This window comes from Spirosoma arcticum (assembly GCF_054779955.1).
The window spans coordinates 16195-35266 of the sequence record NZ_BAAGXG010000013.1; the positions used below are offsets into that span (position 1 = coordinate 16195).

The window sequence follows — 19072 nt, forward strand, 5'->3', positions numbered from 1 at the left end:
TCGTTTAAATGACTGCCCATGAATAAATCCGTGGGCAACTAATTGACAATTACTTTTGCGTCTATGATCACCGCTCCCCAACTCCGCCAATTCACCGAACAGATATTCATTGCCATCGGCTGCTCCGAAACCGACGCCCGGCTGGCCGCCGATGTGCTCGTCTCCGCTGACCTGCGTGGGGTCGATTCGCACGGCGTGGCCCGCCTGCCCGGTTACGTCCGGCTCTACGACAATGGCCGCATCAATCCTCAGCCCCGCATTCGCGTTGTTCACGAAACACCGTCCACTGCCGTTGTCGACGGAGATCAGGGTCTCGGTCTCGTGGTTGGACCCTGGGCCATGCAGGTTGCTATCGAAAAGGCCCGTGTTGCCGGAACGGGCTGGGTGGCCGTGCGTAACTCTAATCACTTCGGCATTGCGGGCTACCACGCGCTGCTGGCGGCTGAGCACGACATGATCGGTCAGGCCATGACTCACGCGGCCCCGCTGGTGGCCCCCACGTTTTCGCTGGAAAAAATGCTCGGTACGAATCCCATTGCCGTGGCGATTCCGGCGGCTACCGAGCCGACATTTCTGGCTGATTTTGCGTCGACGGCGGTGGCTTACGGTAAACTCGAAATTCTGCAACGCAAGGGTCAGGGTATTCCCGAAGGCTGGGCGCAGGATGCCGACGGTGGGCCAACAACCGATGCCAACGCCATCCGCAACGGTGGAGCGCTGCTGCCCCTCGGCACCGACCGCGAACACGGTTCCCACAAAGGGTACGGCTTGGGGGCCATTGTTGATATTTTTTCGGGGGTGCTGTCGGGTGCTAACTATGGCCCGTGGGTGCCGCCTTTTGCGACGGCTGGGTTCATGGAAGCCAACGAAGGCGTGGGGCAGGGGACGGGCCATTTTTTTGGGGCGATGCGCATCGACGCGTTCCGGCCCGCCGACGAGTTCAAAGCCCACATGGACACGTGGATTCAACGGTTCCGGCAGGCCAAAGCGGTTCTCGGTCAGCGCGTACTGATTCCGGGCGATCCCGAACGGATGATGGAAGCCGACCGACTGGCTACGGGTATTCCGCTGGTGGAGCCGGTGGTGAAAAGTTTACAAGAGTTGGGCGAACGTTTCGGAATAAACTTGTAACCCTTCGGTCCGTATAGAGGTTGCCACTGTGTAGCGTGATCAGTCGCAGTAACGAATAAACTTTATGCAACAGCGAAGACTCGGTAAGACAGGCTTTAACGTCTCCGAAATCAGTTTGGGTACCTGGCAGGTGGGCGGCAAATGGGGTGATCCGTTCAATCACGCTAACGCCGACCGCATCCTCAACGCGGCCGTTGACGGCGGTATTAACTTCATCGACACCGCCGACGTGTATGGTGAGGGTGAAAGCGAAAAAGCTGTGGGGCGGCTCGTGCGCTCCCGGTCGGAACGCATCTACGTAGCCACCAAATGCGGTCGCCAGTTGAAGCCACACGTCAACGAAGCCTACCAGCCCGCTGCCCTGCGGAAATTTGTGGAAAACAGTCTGCGCAATATGGGTTTGGAAACGCTGGACCTGATTCAACTGCACTGCCCACCCACGGAGGTGTATTACCGCCCGGAGATATTTGAGGAATTTGACCGCCTGAAGGCCGAAGGCAAGGTTCAGAACTTGGGCGTTAGTGTCGAGAAAGTGGAAGAAGCCTTGAAGGCCATCGAGTTCCCGAACGTAACGACTGTGCAGATTATCTTCAATATGTTCCGGCAACGGCCCGCCGAGTTGTTTTTCACCGAAGCCCAGCGCCGGGACGTGGGCATCATCGTTCGGGTGCCGCTGGCGAGTGGCCTGCTGACGGGCAAATTTAGCCGGGACACGACCTTCTCGAAAGAAGATCACCGCAACTTCAACCGCGACGGGGCGGGTTTTGACAAGGGCGAAACGTTTTCGGGCGTCGACTATGAAACTGGTTTAGCCGCCGTTGACGAACTGAAAGCCGCTTTCCCGGATAACCAAAATTTAGCCCTCGACGCCCTGCGCTGGATTTTAACCTTCGACGCCGTGAGCTGCATCATTCCCGGTGCATCGAAATCGGAGCATCTGACGTCCAATCTACAGGCTGCCGAACGCCCTGAGCCCACGCCCGAGCAAGTAGCCGCCGTGAAATACACTTACGAGAAGCGTATCAAAAATCCAGTTCATTACCTGTGGTAACGCGGTGCTGCCGTGGCTGGTCATGGTACCCAGCCACGGCAGCACCGCTCACTTTCCAAAAAATAGTTGAAAGCCGATGGTTAGCGAAAGCGATTTGTAATCGGATTTTGTGGTAGTGACCATCGGTGCGGGTTGTGATGAACCTACAAACCGTATGTAGCTGGTCTCACTGGTTTGGATGTTATAATTCAATCCAGCGTTCAACGCGATATTCCGATTTATGAAATACGCGATACCCACAGTGGGTGATAGGTTTGTGGAATAACCTTTGCCCGATACATCACCAAATGGTGTCTCAAATTTATTGCCGCTACGAACGTAGCTATAGGACAAACCGACGTATGGTTTCAGTGCGGATGGGCCAAAGTAATAGCGAATGAACGGTGACAGGCCGATTCCCGTAGTAGTAGTTTCATCACGAAAAGTTGAACTGCCCGATTTGATAATAGATAGATTTAATGGCAGTCCTGTTCCAATAAGCAGACCGTTTGATACAAAGTAGCCAGCCAATGGAGTCAGGTTTGCGGAGAACGACTTGTAACTGATGTTACCCTGGTCGAAGTAGGATAAGCCACCTACTTGGGTACCAACCGTCCAGCGCCCTCTTTCGGTTTGTGCCGTAGCAATCGACAGACTTACTGTTACCAGCAACAGGATGTATATTGAGTTTTTCATGATAGTAAGATATGTTTATTGATTGGTTAAGTGAGTACAAATGATGCTTAAGGAGTTGGAAGCGATTAGGTGATTAACAAAATTTAATAAATCACTGGTTTTGTCTTTTGCATCGTTCAATTTGTACAATGGCTTGCTGGGCAATTTTTCGTTTGGCTATTCTCATAATTCACAATATATTGTTGCATGAAACGAAAATCTGCCCTACAATTTCAGTCGCAAACGCTTAATGGAATGACTCAGTCGCAGGGTCAGACTTCCGCGAATTTCTCCTTCACCGATTACCAGACCGATAATTTTTTCGATGAGATGTTCGCCACTGGTTCGCAGGTTCGGGCGGGCTACGCACCATTCCGTCAGCGCGTTGAGCAACTGACCTGCGATGATTTCATTGGGCGGCAGCACGCAGCCGAACGCGCCCTGATGAGCATGGGCATTACGTTCAACGTCTACTCCGAAGGGGAAGGCACCGAGCGAATTATGCCCATCGACATCATCCCGCGCGTGATTGAGTCGGCGGAGTGGGACCGGCTCGAAGCGGGACTGATTCAGCGTATCAAAGCCATTAACCTTTTCATCGACGATGTTTATAACGAGCAGCGGATTCTGAACGACGGCGTTGTGCCGCGCGATCTGATCGAGTCGAGCAAGTCGTTTCTGCCCGTTTGCATGGGTCTGCACCCGCCCAAGGGCATCTGGTGTCACATCACCGGAACCGACCTCATCCGGGGTGATGATGGTCAGTTTATGGTGCTGGAAGACAACCTGCGCTGCCCGTCGGGGGTGTCGTATATGCTCGAAAACCGGGAACTCACCAAGCAGACTTTTCCCGAAGTGCTGGCCCAGACGGGTGTTCGGCCGGTATCGGACTACCCGATGCGACTGCTTCAGATGCTCCAGTTTATTGCCGACCGACCTAACCCGACCGTCGTCGTGCTGACGCCGGGCATTTATAACTCGGCTTACTTTGAGCATTCGTACTTAGCGCAGCAGATGGGCGTCGAGTTGGTTGAAGCCCGCGATCTGGTGGTGTCGGGCGGGTACGTAAAGATGCGCACGACAAAAGGGTTTCAGATTGTGGACGTGATTTACCGACGCATCGACGATACGTTTCTCGATCCGAAAGCCTTCAATCCCGACTCCATGATTGGGATACCAGGTATCTTCGAAGTGTACAAAAAAGGCCGGGTTGCGCTGGCCAATGCCCCCGGCACCGGCGTGGCCGACGACAAGGTGATTTACGCCTACGTACCGCGCATTATCCAGTATTATCTCGGCGAAGAAGCCATCATCCCGAATGTAAAAACGTACATCTGCCGGGAGGAGGAAGACTGCAAATACGTGCTGGAGAATATTGCGCAGTTGGTGGTCAAAGAAGCGAATGAAGCGGGTGGCTACGGAATGCTGATAGGCCCCAAAGCCACGCCCGAAGAGCACGACCTGTTTCGCGAAAAGATTCAGGAAAATCCGCGCAACTACATCGCTCAGCCAACCATCTCGCTCTCGCGGGTGCCCTGCATCGTGGGCGACCATGCCGAGGGTCGTCACGTTGATTTGCGCCCCTACATCCTCTACGGCGATGGCGTTAACGTTATTCCAGGCGGACTCACACGCGTAGCCCTACGCAAAGGATCGTTAGTCGTCAACTCCTCGCAGGGCGGGGGCGGCAAGGATACGTGGGTGTTGTACTAAAAATAGTAAGTCGTAAGTGTATAAGTGGTAAGTGGCTGACGCGTGAGCAGAACTTACGCGTCAGCCACTTACCACTTATACACTCACGACTTACTACTTCATTTACCATTCAATCGGTACTAACCCCTTGCTGACCAAATACTCATTAGCCTGACTGAAGTGTTTATTGCCAAACCAGCCACCCCACTGCGCGGCCATCGGCGATGGGTGTTTGGCTTTCAGAATCAGGTGTTTTTTGCTGTCGATAACGGCTCCCTTCTTCTGAGCATACGCACCCCAGAGCATAAACACCACGTTTTGTTGCTGGTCGGAAATGAGCTTAATAACCTCGTCGGTGAACGTTTCCCAGCCTTTGCTCTGGTGCGAGCCCGCCTGACCTGCCCGCACGGTAAGCGTTGAGTTGAGCAGCATAACGCCCTGACTCGCCCACCGTTCGAGGTTGCCCGACTTGGGAACCGGCTTGCCGAGGTCATCCTGAATTTCCTTGAAAATGTTGACTAATGACGGTGGTTTGCTGATGCCGTCGGCTACCGAAAACGCAAGCCCGTTCGCCTGTCCCTCGCCATGGTACGGGTCCTGCCCCAAAATCACGACGCGCGTGTCGCCGAAACGGCACTGGTCAAACGCATTGAAAATTAATTTGCCCGGCGGATACACGCGTTGCGTACTGTACTCCTGCCGAAGAAATTCAGCCAATTGTCGGAAATAAGGTTTGTCGAATTCGGGTTGCAGGGCGGGTTGCCACGATTCGGCGATGGAAACTTTCATAAACGGGAACGAATAGGTTGGGTGAGCAGTATATGCCCTCAAACGCCGGAAACCACTACCCAAAAATATTTTGAGAGCGGATCTTGCGTTACAAAACTTAACAACCTAATTTTCGTTCTAAGGTTGCCAAACGACACTAAATTTATGGTTTCGTCAGTCACAGAAGGCGTGAAGGTTAGCGTAAAGACCGAGTACCAGTCGGACTACTCCAGTCCGCTCCAGGCTCACTACGTGTTCACCTACCGAATCACAATCGAGAATGCCAGCGACTACACCATTCAGTTGCTCCGGCGCCACTGGACCATCTATGACTCCAACGGTACCGTCCGCGAGGTCGAAGGCGAGGGTGTCGTTGGACTTCAGCCCGTGCTGGAACCGGGCGAAATCCACGAGTACGTGTCGGGCTGCAACCTGCGGTCGAGTATGGGCAAAATGGCTGGAACGTACCTCGTCGAACGCATCATCGATGGTAAACAGGTCCGCGTTACCATCCCCGAATTTATGATGGTTGTGCCGTACCGATTAAATTAATGAATAATGTAAAATGAATAATGGGTAACGAAGTATGCAGGGTGAATGATGACGAGTAGCGTTCGGGGGCGCCCGTGCGCTTCATTTTGCATTATTCATTATCCATTTATTATGCTCCTCGCTTACCTCCGTTACCTCGCTCGCGCCCGCGACGAACACGCGCTTCATTCGCCTTTCTTGTTTTCGCTTTATACCCGGATTATTCGATCTGACAACCGACGCGAACCGACGTTTATGCCCATCCGAACGTTGCAAGCCCTATTACGCCAAAACCGGGAAACCATTACCATCACCGACTTTGGTGCCGGGTCAAAAGTAAATGCATCACAGCAGCGCACCATCGCCAGCATTGCCCGCCATTCGCAGAAACCGGCTCGCTTCGGTCGGCTGCTGTTCCGGCTTGTCCGTCATTTCCGGGCCAAAACAATCGTTGACTTAGGCACGTCGCTGGGTATCACAACGGCCTACTTAGCCGAAGCAGCCCGCACCCACGGAGGACAGGTGCTGACGTTTGAAGGCTGCCCACAGACGGCCGCCGTGGCCCGCCGGAATTTTGAGCAACTGGACCTTCAGAACGTGACGGTCGTGGTCGACAACATCGACCAAACGCTGGCTCCGCAGATCGCCGGACTTGCGGCTGTCGACTTCGCTTTTTTCGATGCCAATCACCGCTACGAACCGACCGTCCGGTATTTTGAGACCTGCCTGACTAAAATCAATAACGATACGATTTTCGTTTTCGATGACATCCATTGGTCAGGCGAGATGGAACAGGCCTGGGCGTATATTAAAAACCACCCGGCCGTCAGCGTCACGGTAGACTTGTTTTGGGTTGGGCTGGTATTTTTTCGACACGAGCAGCCCAAACAGGATTTTATGCTGCGGTTCTGACGGTTGAGCGAAATGGAACCGTATCGGCGGACCGACGGATTTGACGCTACGCGCAAATGGCCAAAATTTCGTTACCTTTCCGTAAGGATTTCCTTCCAAAAAACATATGAAACGTTTGACTTATACGCGTCTCCTTGCTGGTTTTTGCATAACCCTCCTGCTGGCCAACCTAACGGCCTGTCAGAAGTCCGGCACCGATGTGAGCGAACCCGATGCACTATCTTCGTTCGGTCTGATGCAGCAAAAAATTCTGACGCCGTCCTGCGCCACATCGGGTTGCCATGCGTCGGAGCGCGACCCGTCGTTCGCACAGCACGGATTGGTGCTGGCTGCGGGCGTTGCCTATAAAAACATGGTGGGTGTTGACCCGAAAAACAGCGCGGCTAAGGCTGACGGACTGAAGCGGGTAAAAGCGTTTGCGTCGCTGGAGAGCCTGCTGTATCATAAATTAAACGTAGCGGCCAGTCACCACAGCGGCAAACAGTATGGCAATCCAATGCCGCTGGGCGGGCAACCCTTATCCAATGGGCAGATCGAGTTCGTCCGGCGCTGGATCGAAGCCGGAGCACCCGAAACGGGCAGCGTTGCTGACGCCAAACTGCTGGACGACAAAACGGTGAGTATCGCAACCTATGAACCCCTGCCGGTGCCGTCGACCGGAACGGGTGTTCAACTCAGCATTGCGCCGTTCGACATTCAGCCCAATTTTGAGCGGGAACTGTTCACGCGCAGGATGGTTGGCAACGCGCAGGACATCTATGTCAACCGCTACGCCATAAAAATGCGCAGCGGCAGCCATCACTTCATCGCCTACGACTTCCGAAATAAATCGCTGCTGCCCAATCTGAACGACATTCGTGACATTCGCAACCCGGACAATTCCGTGAACCTGCTGACGGTGCTGTCCATGTCGAACCACGTTTTTCTGGCTGGCTCACAGCAGCAACAGCAGGAGTACACTTTCCCGGAAGGGGTAGCGCTACTGATTCCGGCGGGAAGTTCACTTGATTTAAACTCGCACTACGTCAACAAAACCGACGCCGTGATGAAAGGCGAAGCGCAGATCAATTTGTACACGGTTGACAAATCGACCGTGCAGCGCGTGGTTCAGGCGCTCGACTTGGGCAACTCGAACCTACCAATTCCCGCTAACAACCGCGTGACCATCACGAAGTCATTTACGTTCGACAGGCCGCGTAAGGTGCTGACGTTAACCTCGCACATGCACAAATTGGGCGAGAAGTTTGTGATAAAGATCAACGGCGGCCCCCGCAATGGCGAGGTCGTTTACACCTCCACCGACTGGGAGCACCCGGAAATCATCACGTTTAAAACCCCACTCAGTTTTCAGAAGGGTGAGGGGCTAACCTCCGAAATAACGTATAACAACCCGACCAACAAAGCCGTCCGCTTCGGCCTGACCAGCGAAGACGAGATGGGTATTATTTTTGGGTATTATTATGAGGAGTAAAAACAGTCAATAAGCCAAAGAGTCGGTAAATCATAAGTGGATGACGCGAAAGCAATACGCTCACGTCATCCACTTATGATTTACCGACTCTTTGACTTATTGACTTCTATACTTACCGACTATCCTCTTACCGCGCAATTTCGATGCTCACCCGGCGGCCTTTGATGGTGTTACCTTCCATCACGTCTACAACGCGGTTGGCAACGTCCTTCGGCACGTCGACGTAGGTGTGCTTATCAAAAATGTCGATGCTGCCAATGGTGTTGCCCGGAATGTTGGCTTCACCCGCAATGGCACCGACGATGTCGCCCGGCCGGACGTAATCCTTACGGCCAATATTAACCATCAGGCGGGTCATGTTCGCGTCGCTTTCGCGTGGCGCACGTTTCTCGTCACGGTCTCCAAAAGCCGGACGCTCCGGGCGCCCACCCCGATCCCCATAGGCTGGACGATCTCGGTCCCCAAAGCGCGAGTTACCCCGGTCTGCTCCGTCGCTACGGCCGTAAGCCGGGCGGTCCCGGTCACCGTAGGCGGGGCGATCCCCAAAGCGGGAACTGCCCCGATCCCCGTAAGCCGGGCGATCACCATCACGACCACCACCCCGGCGATCCTCGTAACGGCCGGGTCCGCGCTCATTGCGGTCGTAGCGGTCGCGTCCACCCGATGCCGGGCGACGGTCACGGTCGTCTTCCAACCCTAAGTTCTGGTCGGCAAACTCGTTTTTCTCCAAGCCCATGCTGCGTTTCACCAGTGCGGCCACGATCTGCTCGGTCGAGAAGCCCGTATGGTGCAGTTGAGTCAGCAGGTCGTCATAGAGGTTGAGGTCTTTGCTTTCCTGAATCGTTTGCTGTAACTGCTCGATAAACCGGGCTTTGCGAACACCAACAATGTCTTCAAAAGAAGGAATCACGCCTTTCTCAACCCGAACTTTCGTGTAGGTCTGAATTTCGCGGAAGCGGTATTTCTCATCGCGGCCAACCATCGAGAACGCCCGGCCCGACTTGCCGGCGCGGCCCGTCCGGCCGATACGGTGTACGTAATACTCTTCGTCGAGCGGAATGTCGAAGTTGATAACAGCGTCGACATCATCCACGTCAATACCCCGGGCGGCCACGTCCGTAGCCACCAGAATACTGGTCGTACCGGAGCGGAACTTGCCCATGACGGTGCTGCGCTGTGACTGGCGCAGGTCACCGTGCAGGCCCTCGGCCTGGTAGCCCCGGTTCTGGAGGTCTTCAACGATCTCGTCTACTTTACGCTTGGTATTGCAGAAGACAAGCAGCAGCTTGAGGTCGTACATGTCGATCAGGCGGCACATCACTTCCACTTTCGCTTTCGGCTTCACCTCAAAATAGACCTGCTCAATGTTAACAGCCGTTAGTTCTTTCTTAACGACTTTCACCAGCACCGGATCATTCTGAAACTTCTGGGTAATTTGCAGAATCGGCTTCGACATCGTGGCCGAGAACAGAATCGTCTGCCGCTCTTCGGGCATCTCTGTCAGAATATTCTCGATATCCTCGCGGAAGCCCATGTCCAGCATTTCATCGGCTTCGTCAAGAATCATCATCTTCACGTTGCCGAGTTTAAGCGTGTTGCGCTCCATGTGGTCCATGACGCGACCGGGCGTGCCGATCACGATATGAACTCCCGTTTTAAGCGACCGGATCTGCCGTTCAATAGAATCCCCACCGTAGATGGCTTCGACGCGAATCCCCCGCTTGTATTTGGCGAGCTTCTTGATTTCTTCCGATACCTGTACGGCTAATTCGCGGGTGGGGCACAGCACCAGCACCTGAACGCTGCGGTCCTGCACGTCGATCAGGTCGAGGGCAGGAATACCAAACGCGGCCGTTTTGCCGGTGCCCGTCTGCGCCTGTCCAATCACGTCCCGACCGGCCAGAATGGGCGGAATCGCTTCGGCCTGAATGGGCGAAGGGCTAACAAAGCCCATGTCCGTTACGGCCTGCAACAGTTCGTCGGAAATGTCGAGATCGGAAAATAAAACCTGGTTCGGATCGGTGGTTTTGGCCGTGGCGTCGGCGGCAGGTTGTGCGGTTGCTACCGGTGCGGGTTTTTCCGAATGAGCGAGGGGGGCATCTTCCACAACAATCACTTCATCAACAACGGCCTCAATGGCCGTATCACTGGGAGTAATAGCATTCGTGTCGGCTGGGGCAGCCACGGTAGCCGTTGGCTCGGCGGCAACATCCGTTGGGGCAACCGCATCGGCGGACTGCTCTGTTGTGGCAACCTCCATTGCGGCAACATCCGTTGTGGCTGCTTTTGCTGTTTTTTTCTTGGTGACTTTAGCCGGTTTAGACTCGGCTTCGGCAGGTTCCAAATCGGCAACTTCCTGTTCGGCGGCCTTGGTTGGAGCGCCCGCACTGGCGGCCATGTTGATGGCTACCTGTTCAATCTGGTCGAGCGTCAGGACATTATCCTGCGCATCGTCTTTGTTTTTTTTCGTTTTCATTACTTGGAAAATTGATTAATGAACTGTCCAAGCGAAGACGAGTATGTGCCTGTGAACGGCGCGATAATGCAGGAATTGCCCAACGAATGATTGCCCAAAACGACCCACCAAGGCCCAACCTCCCTAACCTATCCAAGAGGGAGAAGACAACGTATTTGAATGACTGTTAGCCCACGCGCAAGGTCCCGCTCACGGCGGGACGTCCACACAGAAAACCCATCTTGTACATCCGTACTGGACTCTGTCAGACCTAACTCAGCGTGTAAAAAAGGAGAGAGACAGAGATGCGACGGATGTCGCTTGTAAATCTGGTGCAAAAGTAAGGCTAATAATCGAAAATAGCAAGTGTAGGGCATTAATTATTGTATTAATTGTAGAAGCAGCCTGTCGGGAAAAGGGTGCGTTGGCCAATCTGCTAAACGTGGTCAGCTTTTTGCTTTGGTACTGCACAATACCCCATAGAATCCCATACGATCCAACCCACCACAGTTAGTTGCCCCGCTCACTCACCTATTAACCGGATGTCCTATAAACCGTAGGAGTGCTTCGTATCAGTAACCTCCTCAACCGCCCATGACATGCTTCTACAAGCCGTTTCTCGCAAACAGATCATTCAGGAAAGTGTGCTATTGGATCAGGCACGCCCTTATTGGCCCTGGCTGCTTTCCTGCCTGCCCGTTGCACTTTACTTCTTTTGCTTTTTTTACTTCGGTATCAACGCCCCCCAGTTTGATGATTTCCAAACGGTTGTTCGTTCCGCTGCCTTGTTTGACGAAGCAGACAACTTGCTTCAGTGGTTAACTTCAAGCTATGGTGAACACCGGATTGCCTACGTCCGATTGATTGCCGTTGCTGTTCACCGCCTGACGGGGAGCATCAATTTTGTCTGGATGGGGCTAATTGGTAATCTAAGCCTGATTGGCGTCATCATCATTCTGGGAGCCTGGTTTAAGCGCTGGAAACTGGAGCGGTATTTTTTGCCCGTCCCGTTTATTCTGTTTCAGATGCACTACCATCACAATACCTTCACGGCGATGATGGCGCTGCAGAACCTGACCATTCTGCTTTGGGCATTGCTAACGTTCTGGTGGGTGGCCGACGGGCGGGGATGGCGTCTGGGAGCTGCCCTGCTGGTCGCTATTGTTGCCATCTACACCAGTGGCAACGGTATGTTTGTGCTGGCAACGGCCCTGCTGACGCTGGTGATTCGCCGTCAGTGGACGTATGCGCTCGGTGGACTTGTGATCGGAGGCATAGCGCTGGCTGGTTATTTCTGGAATCTGCACTCCGTTACGCCGAATTACAGCCCTTATTTCCTGCTGACGCATTTGCCTCAGTTTGCCGCCTTCATCATCTTTTTTTGCGGAAGTTACTTCGACTTGCTGCCCAACGTCCTGATGAGGTCTGCCACTGGAGATGCCCCGTGGTATCAGTCTGCCGCGTTCGGCCTGCGACTGATGCTACCGTTTGTTATGGGCCTGCTGTTGGTGTTGGGAAGCGGTTTGTTCGTGCTGCGGTGGTGCCTCAACGACTGGCTGGTAAACAACCCGCCCCAGGTTCGCTGGCTGCTCCGGTTTGCTAAACGCACCGCCCGACCCTTTATTTACCACCGGGAGGCAAGCCTATTTTTAGCGGCCAGCATCACCTTCATTCTGCTGTCGGCCAGTATCGTCGCCATTGGCCGGCTGGAGGTATCGCTGGCGCAAAGTTTTGCCATCCGATATAAAGTGTATGCTCCGTTGCTGCTCATTCTGGTCTACAGCGTGCTGTTGATCAGCGCTCGTCGGGAAGCAACCCGAAAGAGGCTTCACCGCGTTTTGCTGGTGGTGAGCATACTAATTTGCGTGAATAGCTACGTTCAGCACATAAACCAGATTCAGACTAATCGAAATACCGCCCTGAGCGGCTTGTATAGTATGCAGGTTAACGGCACGTGGCCGGTATATGGGTCTTTCTACGGGAATATCGATTCGATAATGCAACTGGCCGTCGACAAAGGGATGTACCAGCTTAACGGGCACGGTACGGAGTCGGTTTCAACGCTGTGCAACGAGTTGCATAATTCCAGCCCAACTGTTTCTGTGTCGTTCGATACGACGAATCTGACGGCCCGGCTGGAACTGAAACACCCTCCGGTGGCGGTGTTACTGCCCAGCGCCGAGCCAAATGACGGCGCTTATTTTATTCTCCATAATGAGCAGCAAACGTACGTTTTCCCCGCTCAGCCCAATCGCAGCCTGCTCGGCATATTCCAGCCTGGTTACTGGTGCACCATTGAGCGAAGCAGTCTTATGCTACGGCCCGGTTTGTACAAAATCACTCTCATGACGCGCTGTCACGGGCAGCGACGCTTGTATAGCACCGTCCACCAGTTAAAATTAGCAGGTCAGCAATCGGGTTAGCCCGTTCGTGAGTGGAGGTATGCCTTTATGCGGTGCCGTTGCCTCACTTGGACCCTTCTAATTCGGGGTTTGACCTGCTCAGCCGGAGTTATGCTGCTTGTACTAAGTGGAGTAATTCGACAAATCGCGTCAGGGGCCAACGTGTTTCCTGCGGGCACCTGGGGCGCGGCACAGAGTCATGAGCACGGCTCGAAAGCGGTCGGGTGGAACAGGAGCGGATGAGTAATAGAACTGGAGAATCAATGGTGCTGATGCCCCCCAGGGTGGCAGATCTGGCCCTTTGGGGAGGGATTGAGTGTACCGTCAATCGGGTGGGCGACGTGTATCAGGATCAGGTTCTGCGAACTGGTCACCACGACCGCCCCGCCGACCTGGACTGCTTTGCCGAATTAGGCCTTAAAACGCTACGCTATCCTGTGTTGTGGGAGCGCACCGCCCCCAATCACCCCGACGCGCTGGATTGGCGCTGGTCCGATGAGAGGCTGGGCAGGCTGCAAACGCTGGGAATCCGGCCCGTAGTCGGTCTGGTGCACCACGGCTGCGGCCCCCGCTACGCCACCTTCGATACGCCGGCCTTTGAGCAGGAACTACCCCGCTACGCCCGGCGCGTGGCCGAACGCTACCCGTGGATTCAGGCCTACACACCCGTTAACGAGCCGCTCACGACGGCCCGCTTCGCTGGTTTGTATGGACTCTGGTATCCGCATGGCCGGTCAGACCAGGTGTTTGTGCGGCTCCTCCTGCGGCAGGTGCGGGCTACGGTCCAGGCAATGGCTGAGATCCGGGCTGTACAGCCCGACGCTCAACTGGTGCAAACCGATGATTTGGGATATGTTCATGCGACACCTCCGCTTCAGTACCAGGCTGATTTCGAAAACGCCCGGCGCTGGCTTACCTGGGACCTGCTTCGTGGCCTGGTAACGCCCGGCCATGCGTTGTGGAATTACCTGCGCCGGGCGGGAGCAACCGAGCGTGAGTTGTGGTATCACGTCGAAAATCGGTGTCCACCTTCCCTGATTGGTGTAAACCATTACGTCACCAGTGAGCGCTACTTAGATGCCGACTTAAGTGCGTACGGAGCCTGGATGACCAGTACCAATGGTACACATCGCTACGTAGACACCGAAGTGGTGCGGGCGGCTCCCGAACAGCGGCTCGGCGTGGGTGCTCTGCTACAGCAAGCCTGGGAACGCTACGGCATCCCGCTGACCATTACCGAAGCGCACCTCGGTGATTGTGTCGATGAGCAAAAACGGTGGCTGGGCGAAGTCTGGCAGCAGGCCGAAGCGGCAAGGCTGGCCGGTGCCGACGTGCGGGCCGTTACGGTTTGGGCGCTGCTGGGTCTCTACGACTGGCATTGCCTGCTCACCCGCCGGGAAGACCGCCACGAACCCGGCGCATTCGACGTGCGGAGCGGTCGGCCCGAACCAACCGAACTGGCCAGCATGGTCCGGCAGCTTGCGGCTGGGCGACCGGTGGCAACGCTGGTGCCGCCCGGCCTGGGCTGGTGGCAAACCAGCGCCAAAATCTACGAAGCATTACCTGTTTAAATGAACTGCATACACAACGTTAAAACCCGCACACAATGAAAACAATGCTGGGCCGCCGGAGCGGACGAATTCATGGAGCACACGATCCAGGAGCTGTACTCCGCCGAACAGCAGGCGCTGGAAGCTATGCCGCAACTGCTGCAACAGGTGCAGAGCGACGAACTCCGCCAGGCGTTTCAGGTACACCAGCGCGAAACTGAAGTGCAGGTACGGCGCTTAGAACAGATTTCCCAGCAACTGGGAATCGAACCCGACGGCGAAACCTGCATGGCCATGCAGGGGCTGATTGAGGAAGCACAGGATTTGCTTGCTCAACTGGAACCGGGTCAGCTTGCCGACGCAGCAATCATTGGGGCGGCTCAGAAAATGGAGCACTACGAAATTGCGGCCTACGGCCCGGCCCGGACGCTGGCTCAGCAGGCAGGGCAAACGCAGGTGGCCGACCTGTTGGAGCAAACCTTAGACGAGGAAAAAGCGACCGACGAGAAGCTCACCAAGATTGCAACGGGTGGCATTAACCAGAAAGCGGCTCAGGCCTGATCGGGGTAGGCCGGGCAACCGATTTGAATTGGCTGCCCGGCCTACCCACTGACCCCCGCGGTTCACGCCAGCTCGTGCCAGTCGAGTTGGGCCAGATACGGGTCCAGACCACTGGTATGCGCAAACGACCGCACAAACTGGAGACGACCGGCCTGGTCCCAGCCTGTTTCAATAAAGTAGGTGCCGAAGCTGAATAATACGCCCTGCTCCCCGCCCGGAGAACGCGACAACAGCGGAATGCCGTCCTGGGCCAGCAAGCACATTTGTGGGCCAAAAGGCAGTTCACGAAATTCAGCAAGCGACATCCGTGTGTGGTTTTAAATGCCAACCTTTCTATTGCTCACTTGCCACGGCCTTTAACTGACCGTTCAGAATGCGCTGCATCTGCTGCCAGGTGTTTTCCCACGATTGCTCAAGCAGAAACCGATCCAGTTGCGGCTGGTCGCTGCCGAAGGCGTTGCGCAGCACCAGCGAAAGACCGCACTGAAACGCCGACGCTGAGTCGGCAATGACCACCCGTTCCCAGCCGCCGTAGGTGCGCACGACGTCGCGGACGGGGGTTGACACCACCGGCAAGCCAGCCGCTAAGTACTCCGGCGTTTTGGTGGGGCTGATGTAGCGCGTGGCTTCGTTAATGGCGAAGGGCATCCACGCAGCCTGCCAGTTGCTGAAGTAAGCGGGCAGTTCCTCATAGGACTTCATACCGAGGTAATGCAGGTTTGGTCCCTGGGGCAGTTCATTCGGGTTGATCTTCACGACCGGTCCCAGGAAAACAAACTGCCAGTCGGGTCGGCGGGCGGCTACGTCGGCAATCAGCGCCAGATCTAACCGCTCGTCAATAACACCGCTGTACCCAATGCGCGGCCCCGCAATAGGCTGTTGATCGGCCGGGTCGGGCAAGCCGGGCTGTACCGCGTCAGTTGCTCCGCTTTGGTTTGTCGACTGTGCCCCGCCGTCCGCTCCGCTCCGGTCGGTGCGCCGGTGCGATACCGGCCAGTGCGATACCGGTTGGTCCGACCGGGCCTGGGAGAAGTGCTTGTAATCAATGCAGCTTGGAAAAGCAAATACGTGAGCGTGGCGTTTCTGCTTGGCTTCGTACAGGCTGTAGCCGCCGGTGAACACCACGTCGGCCCGGTTCATGAGCCGTTGCTCCTGTTCGATCAGGGGTTGCGGAGCACCCATGAAGGCCGACAACTCATCCATGCAGTCGTAAACCGTTAGCCGGGGCCGCAGGTGATCGCTGAAGGGCAGGGCCATGGGGGTGTAGTACCAGAGCGCATAGTCCCGAATGTGCTGTTCGGCTAAGAGTTGGTCGATCATGGCTCGCTGCTGCCCCACGACCTCGTCTGGCCGGAGACCGTGGGGCAGGTGAGGAACGACCACCGAAAGCTGGTTGGTCACTGAACGGATCGACAGGCCGGGCGCGTCGGTCCAGATGGGTTCCTCTACATACCATACGCGCCAGCGCCGGGCGGCCCGGCTCAACAGATGTTGTGGTCGCTGGTACACGAAGTTCCAGCGCAGGTGCGAAAAACAAATCAAATCGACGGGTTCGCCCATACTGAATGCTTGCGACGACTCGCCCGTTGTTCCGGCTGGTATGGTTAACGTACTGGGTAAATTTACACGTGATGTTTCTTTTACTGATAATGAGGTAAGTAGTTGGTTCGAGTCGTTCATAGATGGTAGCGTTCTTGCAAGCTGCTTATTCGTGCGCAATTGCGTTCCGTTGAGTAGAGCCTTATGTTATAGAGAACACATAGGGGACGGATATAAGCGAATGAGTACTAACTGCAAGTGAGGCAACGGCCCCCCCCCCCCCCCGCTTGGTATACTAATATTATATACTAAATTTGTTTATCATTTTATAAACAAAAGACAATTTCCTTAGCCGAATGACTACTTCATCCTATCGTGATTCAACGACTCGTAATAACTTCAAGAATGCTCAATTACTGATTATTGAAGATAATCCTGACCACGGGATCATCATCAGCAATGCCGTTCGGCAATGCCTGCCGGAGCTAAAAATTGTTCTTATCCCAACCGAGCAGGAAGTAATGGCCTACTTAGACCATTGCCGCTTGGAGGAGTGGGACATACCCAAACTGGTTATATTAGACTTGTATTTGCCCGACCGCCAAAACGGCTGGCGACTGCTGGAGCAAATCAGAGCCATGCCGATGGCTCTGAGCAAAACGCCGGTTGTTATTCTGAGTTCGTCGGGCAACCGGAGCGACGTTATCGAAGCTTACGAGCGGGGCTGCTCGTCGTATTTAGTGAAGCCGAGGATGTATGAAGACTGGCTGGCCTATTTCCGAATGGTCCGCACCTACTGGTGGGAAACCGTGACATTGCCCAATGTCGGGATTTCCTCGTTCTGAGTCCACTCAACCGGCATCTGCTTCCGGGGGGAGCTGCACCACCGTAAGCCAGTACTGGCAAAGCTGCTCAATAATTTTTTTGAACGAAGCCGGACTGTCAGGAATCACCACTACCGAGTTAGCGTCCAGGGCATAAGCCTGCGTCGTATCCTCGCCCGGTGCCGCCAGCCAAACCACCGGAATCGCCCGCAACCGGGGGTGACTTTTGAGCGCCCGTAAGGTTAGCATCCGGTCGGGCCGGTTCGTTCTGGAGTCCAGCAGAATCAGCCCCGGCCGCTCGTTGGCGGAGCTAAGCAGGAGGGCGGAGGCCAGTTCTGCCCCCTGTTCAACGTGTTGCAGCACACAATTCATCCCCGATAAACCAATGCGTTCGCGGGTCAGCAGCACCGCATCGCCCGTCATCACGGTCAGCAACACCAGCGGGGGCGGGCTGTAGAGAACGCGCCGGGTTGACTTCCGCTCCACAGGGGGCAGCTCAGGCGTTGCTGCCATTGCCGCACGAACGTCGTCCAAACTGCCTTCTAACAGCCGAATCACATCATTCCATCGCCGACGGCTCACCGGCAGTTCGGTGCCGTCGTGCATTCGGACGGTGCCGGGCATTTTAGTACGCGACGGATGGGCTACGCCCACAACGCAGGTTGGGTTGATGAGGGCCGTTTTATGAACCCGGATAAAGGTGGGCAATCGTTCCTCAAAATAAGTCAGGGGCTTGGCCAGTAGCCGCCGTTCGCCGTTTCGGAACCGCAGCCAGGTATAATTGTTAGCACCCGAGAAGTAAGCAAGTAACGAGGGATGTTCGAGAAGCTGACTAATAAACTGCACGTAAGGTGTTTATTGAAGTGTGTAGTTGGTGTAAAGCGGACGTGTTTATGCGCTGTTTGCCCGCGTCAGGCCAGAAACGTCCGGTTGGTGTTCATCCAATAATCACAGATCAGCGTTAACCGCTGGCGCAGCGGATCGAAACCAACCGGTTTTGCCAGGCACGAATTTGCCCCGGCTTCGTAACACGCCTGAATTTCCCGAGCCGATGATGAACTGGTCACCACAACAACCGGAATCGACCGCACCGGCCAACTGGTTGGGGTGAAAACGACGGACGTGGGCGATGCTGCCGCTGGGGCGGTAGTAGCCGCTCCTGAGCCATTTTCAGGCTGCTCCTGCTTGAGTTGCGTCAATGTTTGAAGACCGCTCATGCCGGGCATGTGCAGGTCGAGCAGAATCAGGGACGGGAGTACCGGATTCGTTTGCAGGTGCTGAAGCAGCGCGTTACCACCCGGAAACAGGATAACCTTGTACTGGGGCAAAAACTGGGTAAACACCTTCTGCACCATAAACCGGTAGTCGGCTCCGTCGTCCACAATATATACCATGGACGCGTCACGCTGTGAGTTCGTTGGCATATCCATACAAATCAACTTTTTTAATGATTACTGACCGATCTGACGTACCCGGTCTGTCGAAGGGCTTCGCGTCAGCAACTCACTTATAATCAACGATACACATCTTT

17 protein-coding genes are annotated in these 19072 nt (G+C 55.1%); 10 read left to right on the forward strand and 7 right to left on the reverse strand.

The genetic code is table 11. From position 1 onward, the window contains the following. Nucleotides 1–63: 63 nt before the first annotated feature. Entirely contained in the window at nt 64–1131 is a 1068-nt protein-coding gene (locus tag ACYVHB_RS24425) for an Ldh family oxidoreductase (RefSeq protein WP_461054436.1), read from the forward strand. 64 nt (nt 1132–1195) lie between these two features. Further along, entirely contained in the window at nt 1196–2182 is a 987-nt protein-coding gene (locus ACYVHB_RS24430; RefSeq protein ID WP_461054437.1) for an aldo/keto reductase, read from the forward strand. A gap of 48 nt (nt 2183–2230) precedes the next feature. Here ACYVHB_RS24430 and ACYVHB_RS24435 read toward each other — a convergent pair whose 3' ends face one another. Then, on the reverse strand, nt 2231–2857 hold the full coding sequence (locus tag ACYVHB_RS24435) for an outer membrane beta-barrel protein (protein ID WP_461054438.1): 627 nt from the start codon (nt 2855–2857) through the stop codon (nt 2231–2233). A gap of 234 nt (nt 2858–3091) precedes the next feature. Here ACYVHB_RS24435 and ACYVHB_RS24440 point away from each other — a divergent pair, with 234 nt between their 5' ends. Next, the gene (locus ACYVHB_RS24440; RefSeq protein WP_461054549.1) at nt 3092–4549 is read left to right on the forward strand and encodes a circularly permuted type 2 ATP-grasp protein; all 1458 of its coding nucleotides are present in this window, start codon (nt 3092–3094) and stop codon (nt 4547–4549) included. A gap of 102 nt (nt 4550–4651) precedes the next feature. Here ACYVHB_RS24440 and ung read toward each other — a convergent pair whose 3' ends face one another. Beyond that, on the reverse strand, nt 4652–5317 hold the full coding sequence (gene ung, locus ACYVHB_RS24445) for a uracil-DNA glycosylase (RefSeq protein WP_461054439.1): 666 nt from the start codon (nt 5315–5317) through the stop codon (nt 4652–4654). 144 nt (nt 5318–5461) lie between these two features. Between ung and apaG the strand changes: the two genes are divergently transcribed. The 3 genes from apaG (at nt 5462) to ACYVHB_RS24460 (ending at nt 8210) form a co-directional block, all read left to right on the forward strand. Continuing rightward, entirely contained in the window at nt 5462–5848 is a 387-nt protein-coding gene (gene apaG, locus ACYVHB_RS24450) for a Co2+/Mg2+ efflux protein ApaG (RefSeq protein WP_461054440.1), read from the forward strand. 111 nt (nt 5849–5959) lie between these two features. Beyond that, nucleotides 5960–6739: an O-methyltransferase gene (locus tag ACYVHB_RS24455; RefSeq protein ID WP_461054441.1), complete on the forward strand. Its 780-nt coding sequence runs from the start codon at nt 5960–5962 to the stop codon at nt 6737–6739. A gap of 106 nt (nt 6740–6845) precedes the next feature. Then, complete coding sequence (locus ACYVHB_RS24460; RefSeq protein ID WP_461054442.1) at nt 6846–8210, forward strand: monooxygenase; 1365 nt, start codon at nt 6846–6848, stop codon at nt 8208–8210. 127 nt (nt 8211–8337) lie between these two features. On the opposite strand, the gene ACYVHB_RS24465 is transcribed toward ACYVHB_RS24460, so the two are convergent. Then, nucleotides 8338–10686, reverse strand: coding sequence for a DEAD/DEAH box helicase (locus ACYVHB_RS24465; protein WP_461054443.1), 2349 nt, complete (start codon nt 10684–10686; stop codon nt 8338–8340). A gap of 578 nt (nt 10687–11264) precedes the next feature. On the opposite strand from ACYVHB_RS24465, the gene ACYVHB_RS24470 reads away from it, so the two are divergent. From ACYVHB_RS24470 to ACYVHB_RS24480, 3 genes are all read left to right on the forward strand, one after another. Continuing rightward, nucleotides 11265–13088, forward strand: a complete 1824-nt coding sequence (locus ACYVHB_RS24470) for a hypothetical protein (RefSeq protein WP_461054444.1) — start codon at nt 11265–11267, stop codon at nt 13086–13088. 218 nt (nt 13089–13306) lie between these two features. After that, nucleotides 13307–14638 carry a family 1 glycosylhydrolase gene (locus ACYVHB_RS24475; RefSeq protein ID WP_461054445.1) on the forward strand — a complete coding sequence of 444 codons (1332 nt, stop codon included), beginning with the start codon at nt 13307–13309 and terminating at the stop codon, nt 14636–14638. 72 nt (nt 14639–14710) lie between these two features. Further along, the gene (locus ACYVHB_RS24480; RefSeq protein ID WP_461054446.1) at nt 14711–15178 is read left to right on the forward strand and encodes a ferritin-like domain-containing protein; all 468 of its coding nucleotides are present in this window, start codon (nt 14711–14713) and stop codon (nt 15176–15178) included. Nucleotides 15179–15240: 62 nt separating this feature from the next. On the opposite strand, the gene ACYVHB_RS24485 is transcribed toward ACYVHB_RS24480, so the two are convergent. Then, nucleotides 15241–15483, reverse strand: a complete 243-nt coding sequence (locus ACYVHB_RS24485) for a hypothetical protein (RefSeq protein ID WP_461054447.1) — start codon at nt 15481–15483, stop codon at nt 15241–15243. A gap of 28 nt (nt 15484–15511) precedes the next feature. Then, the gene (locus ACYVHB_RS24490; protein WP_461054448.1) at nt 15512–16858 is read right to left on the reverse strand and encodes a glycosyltransferase family 1 protein; all 1347 of its coding nucleotides are present in this window, start codon (nt 16856–16858) and stop codon (nt 15512–15514) included. 215 nt (nt 16859–17073) lie between these two features. Between ACYVHB_RS24490 and ACYVHB_RS24495 the strand changes: the two genes are divergently transcribed. Further along, nucleotides 17074–17562: a response regulator gene (locus ACYVHB_RS24495; RefSeq protein WP_461054449.1), complete on the forward strand. Its 489-nt coding sequence runs from the start codon at nt 17074–17076 to the stop codon at nt 17560–17562. A 6-nt stretch (nt 17563–17568) separates the two neighbouring features. On the opposite strand, the gene ACYVHB_RS24500 is transcribed toward ACYVHB_RS24495, so the two are convergent. After that, nucleotides 17569–18387 (reverse strand): response regulator transcription factor, encoded by an 819-nt coding sequence (locus ACYVHB_RS24500; protein WP_461054450.1) that lies wholly within the window; start codon nt 18385–18387, stop codon nt 17569–17571. Nucleotides 18388–18452: 65 nt separating this feature from the next. After that, nucleotides 18453–18965, reverse strand: coding sequence for a response regulator (locus tag ACYVHB_RS24505; RefSeq protein WP_461054451.1), 513 nt, complete (start codon nt 18963–18965; stop codon nt 18453–18455). Between the last annotated feature and the right edge of the window lie 107 nt (nt 18966–19072).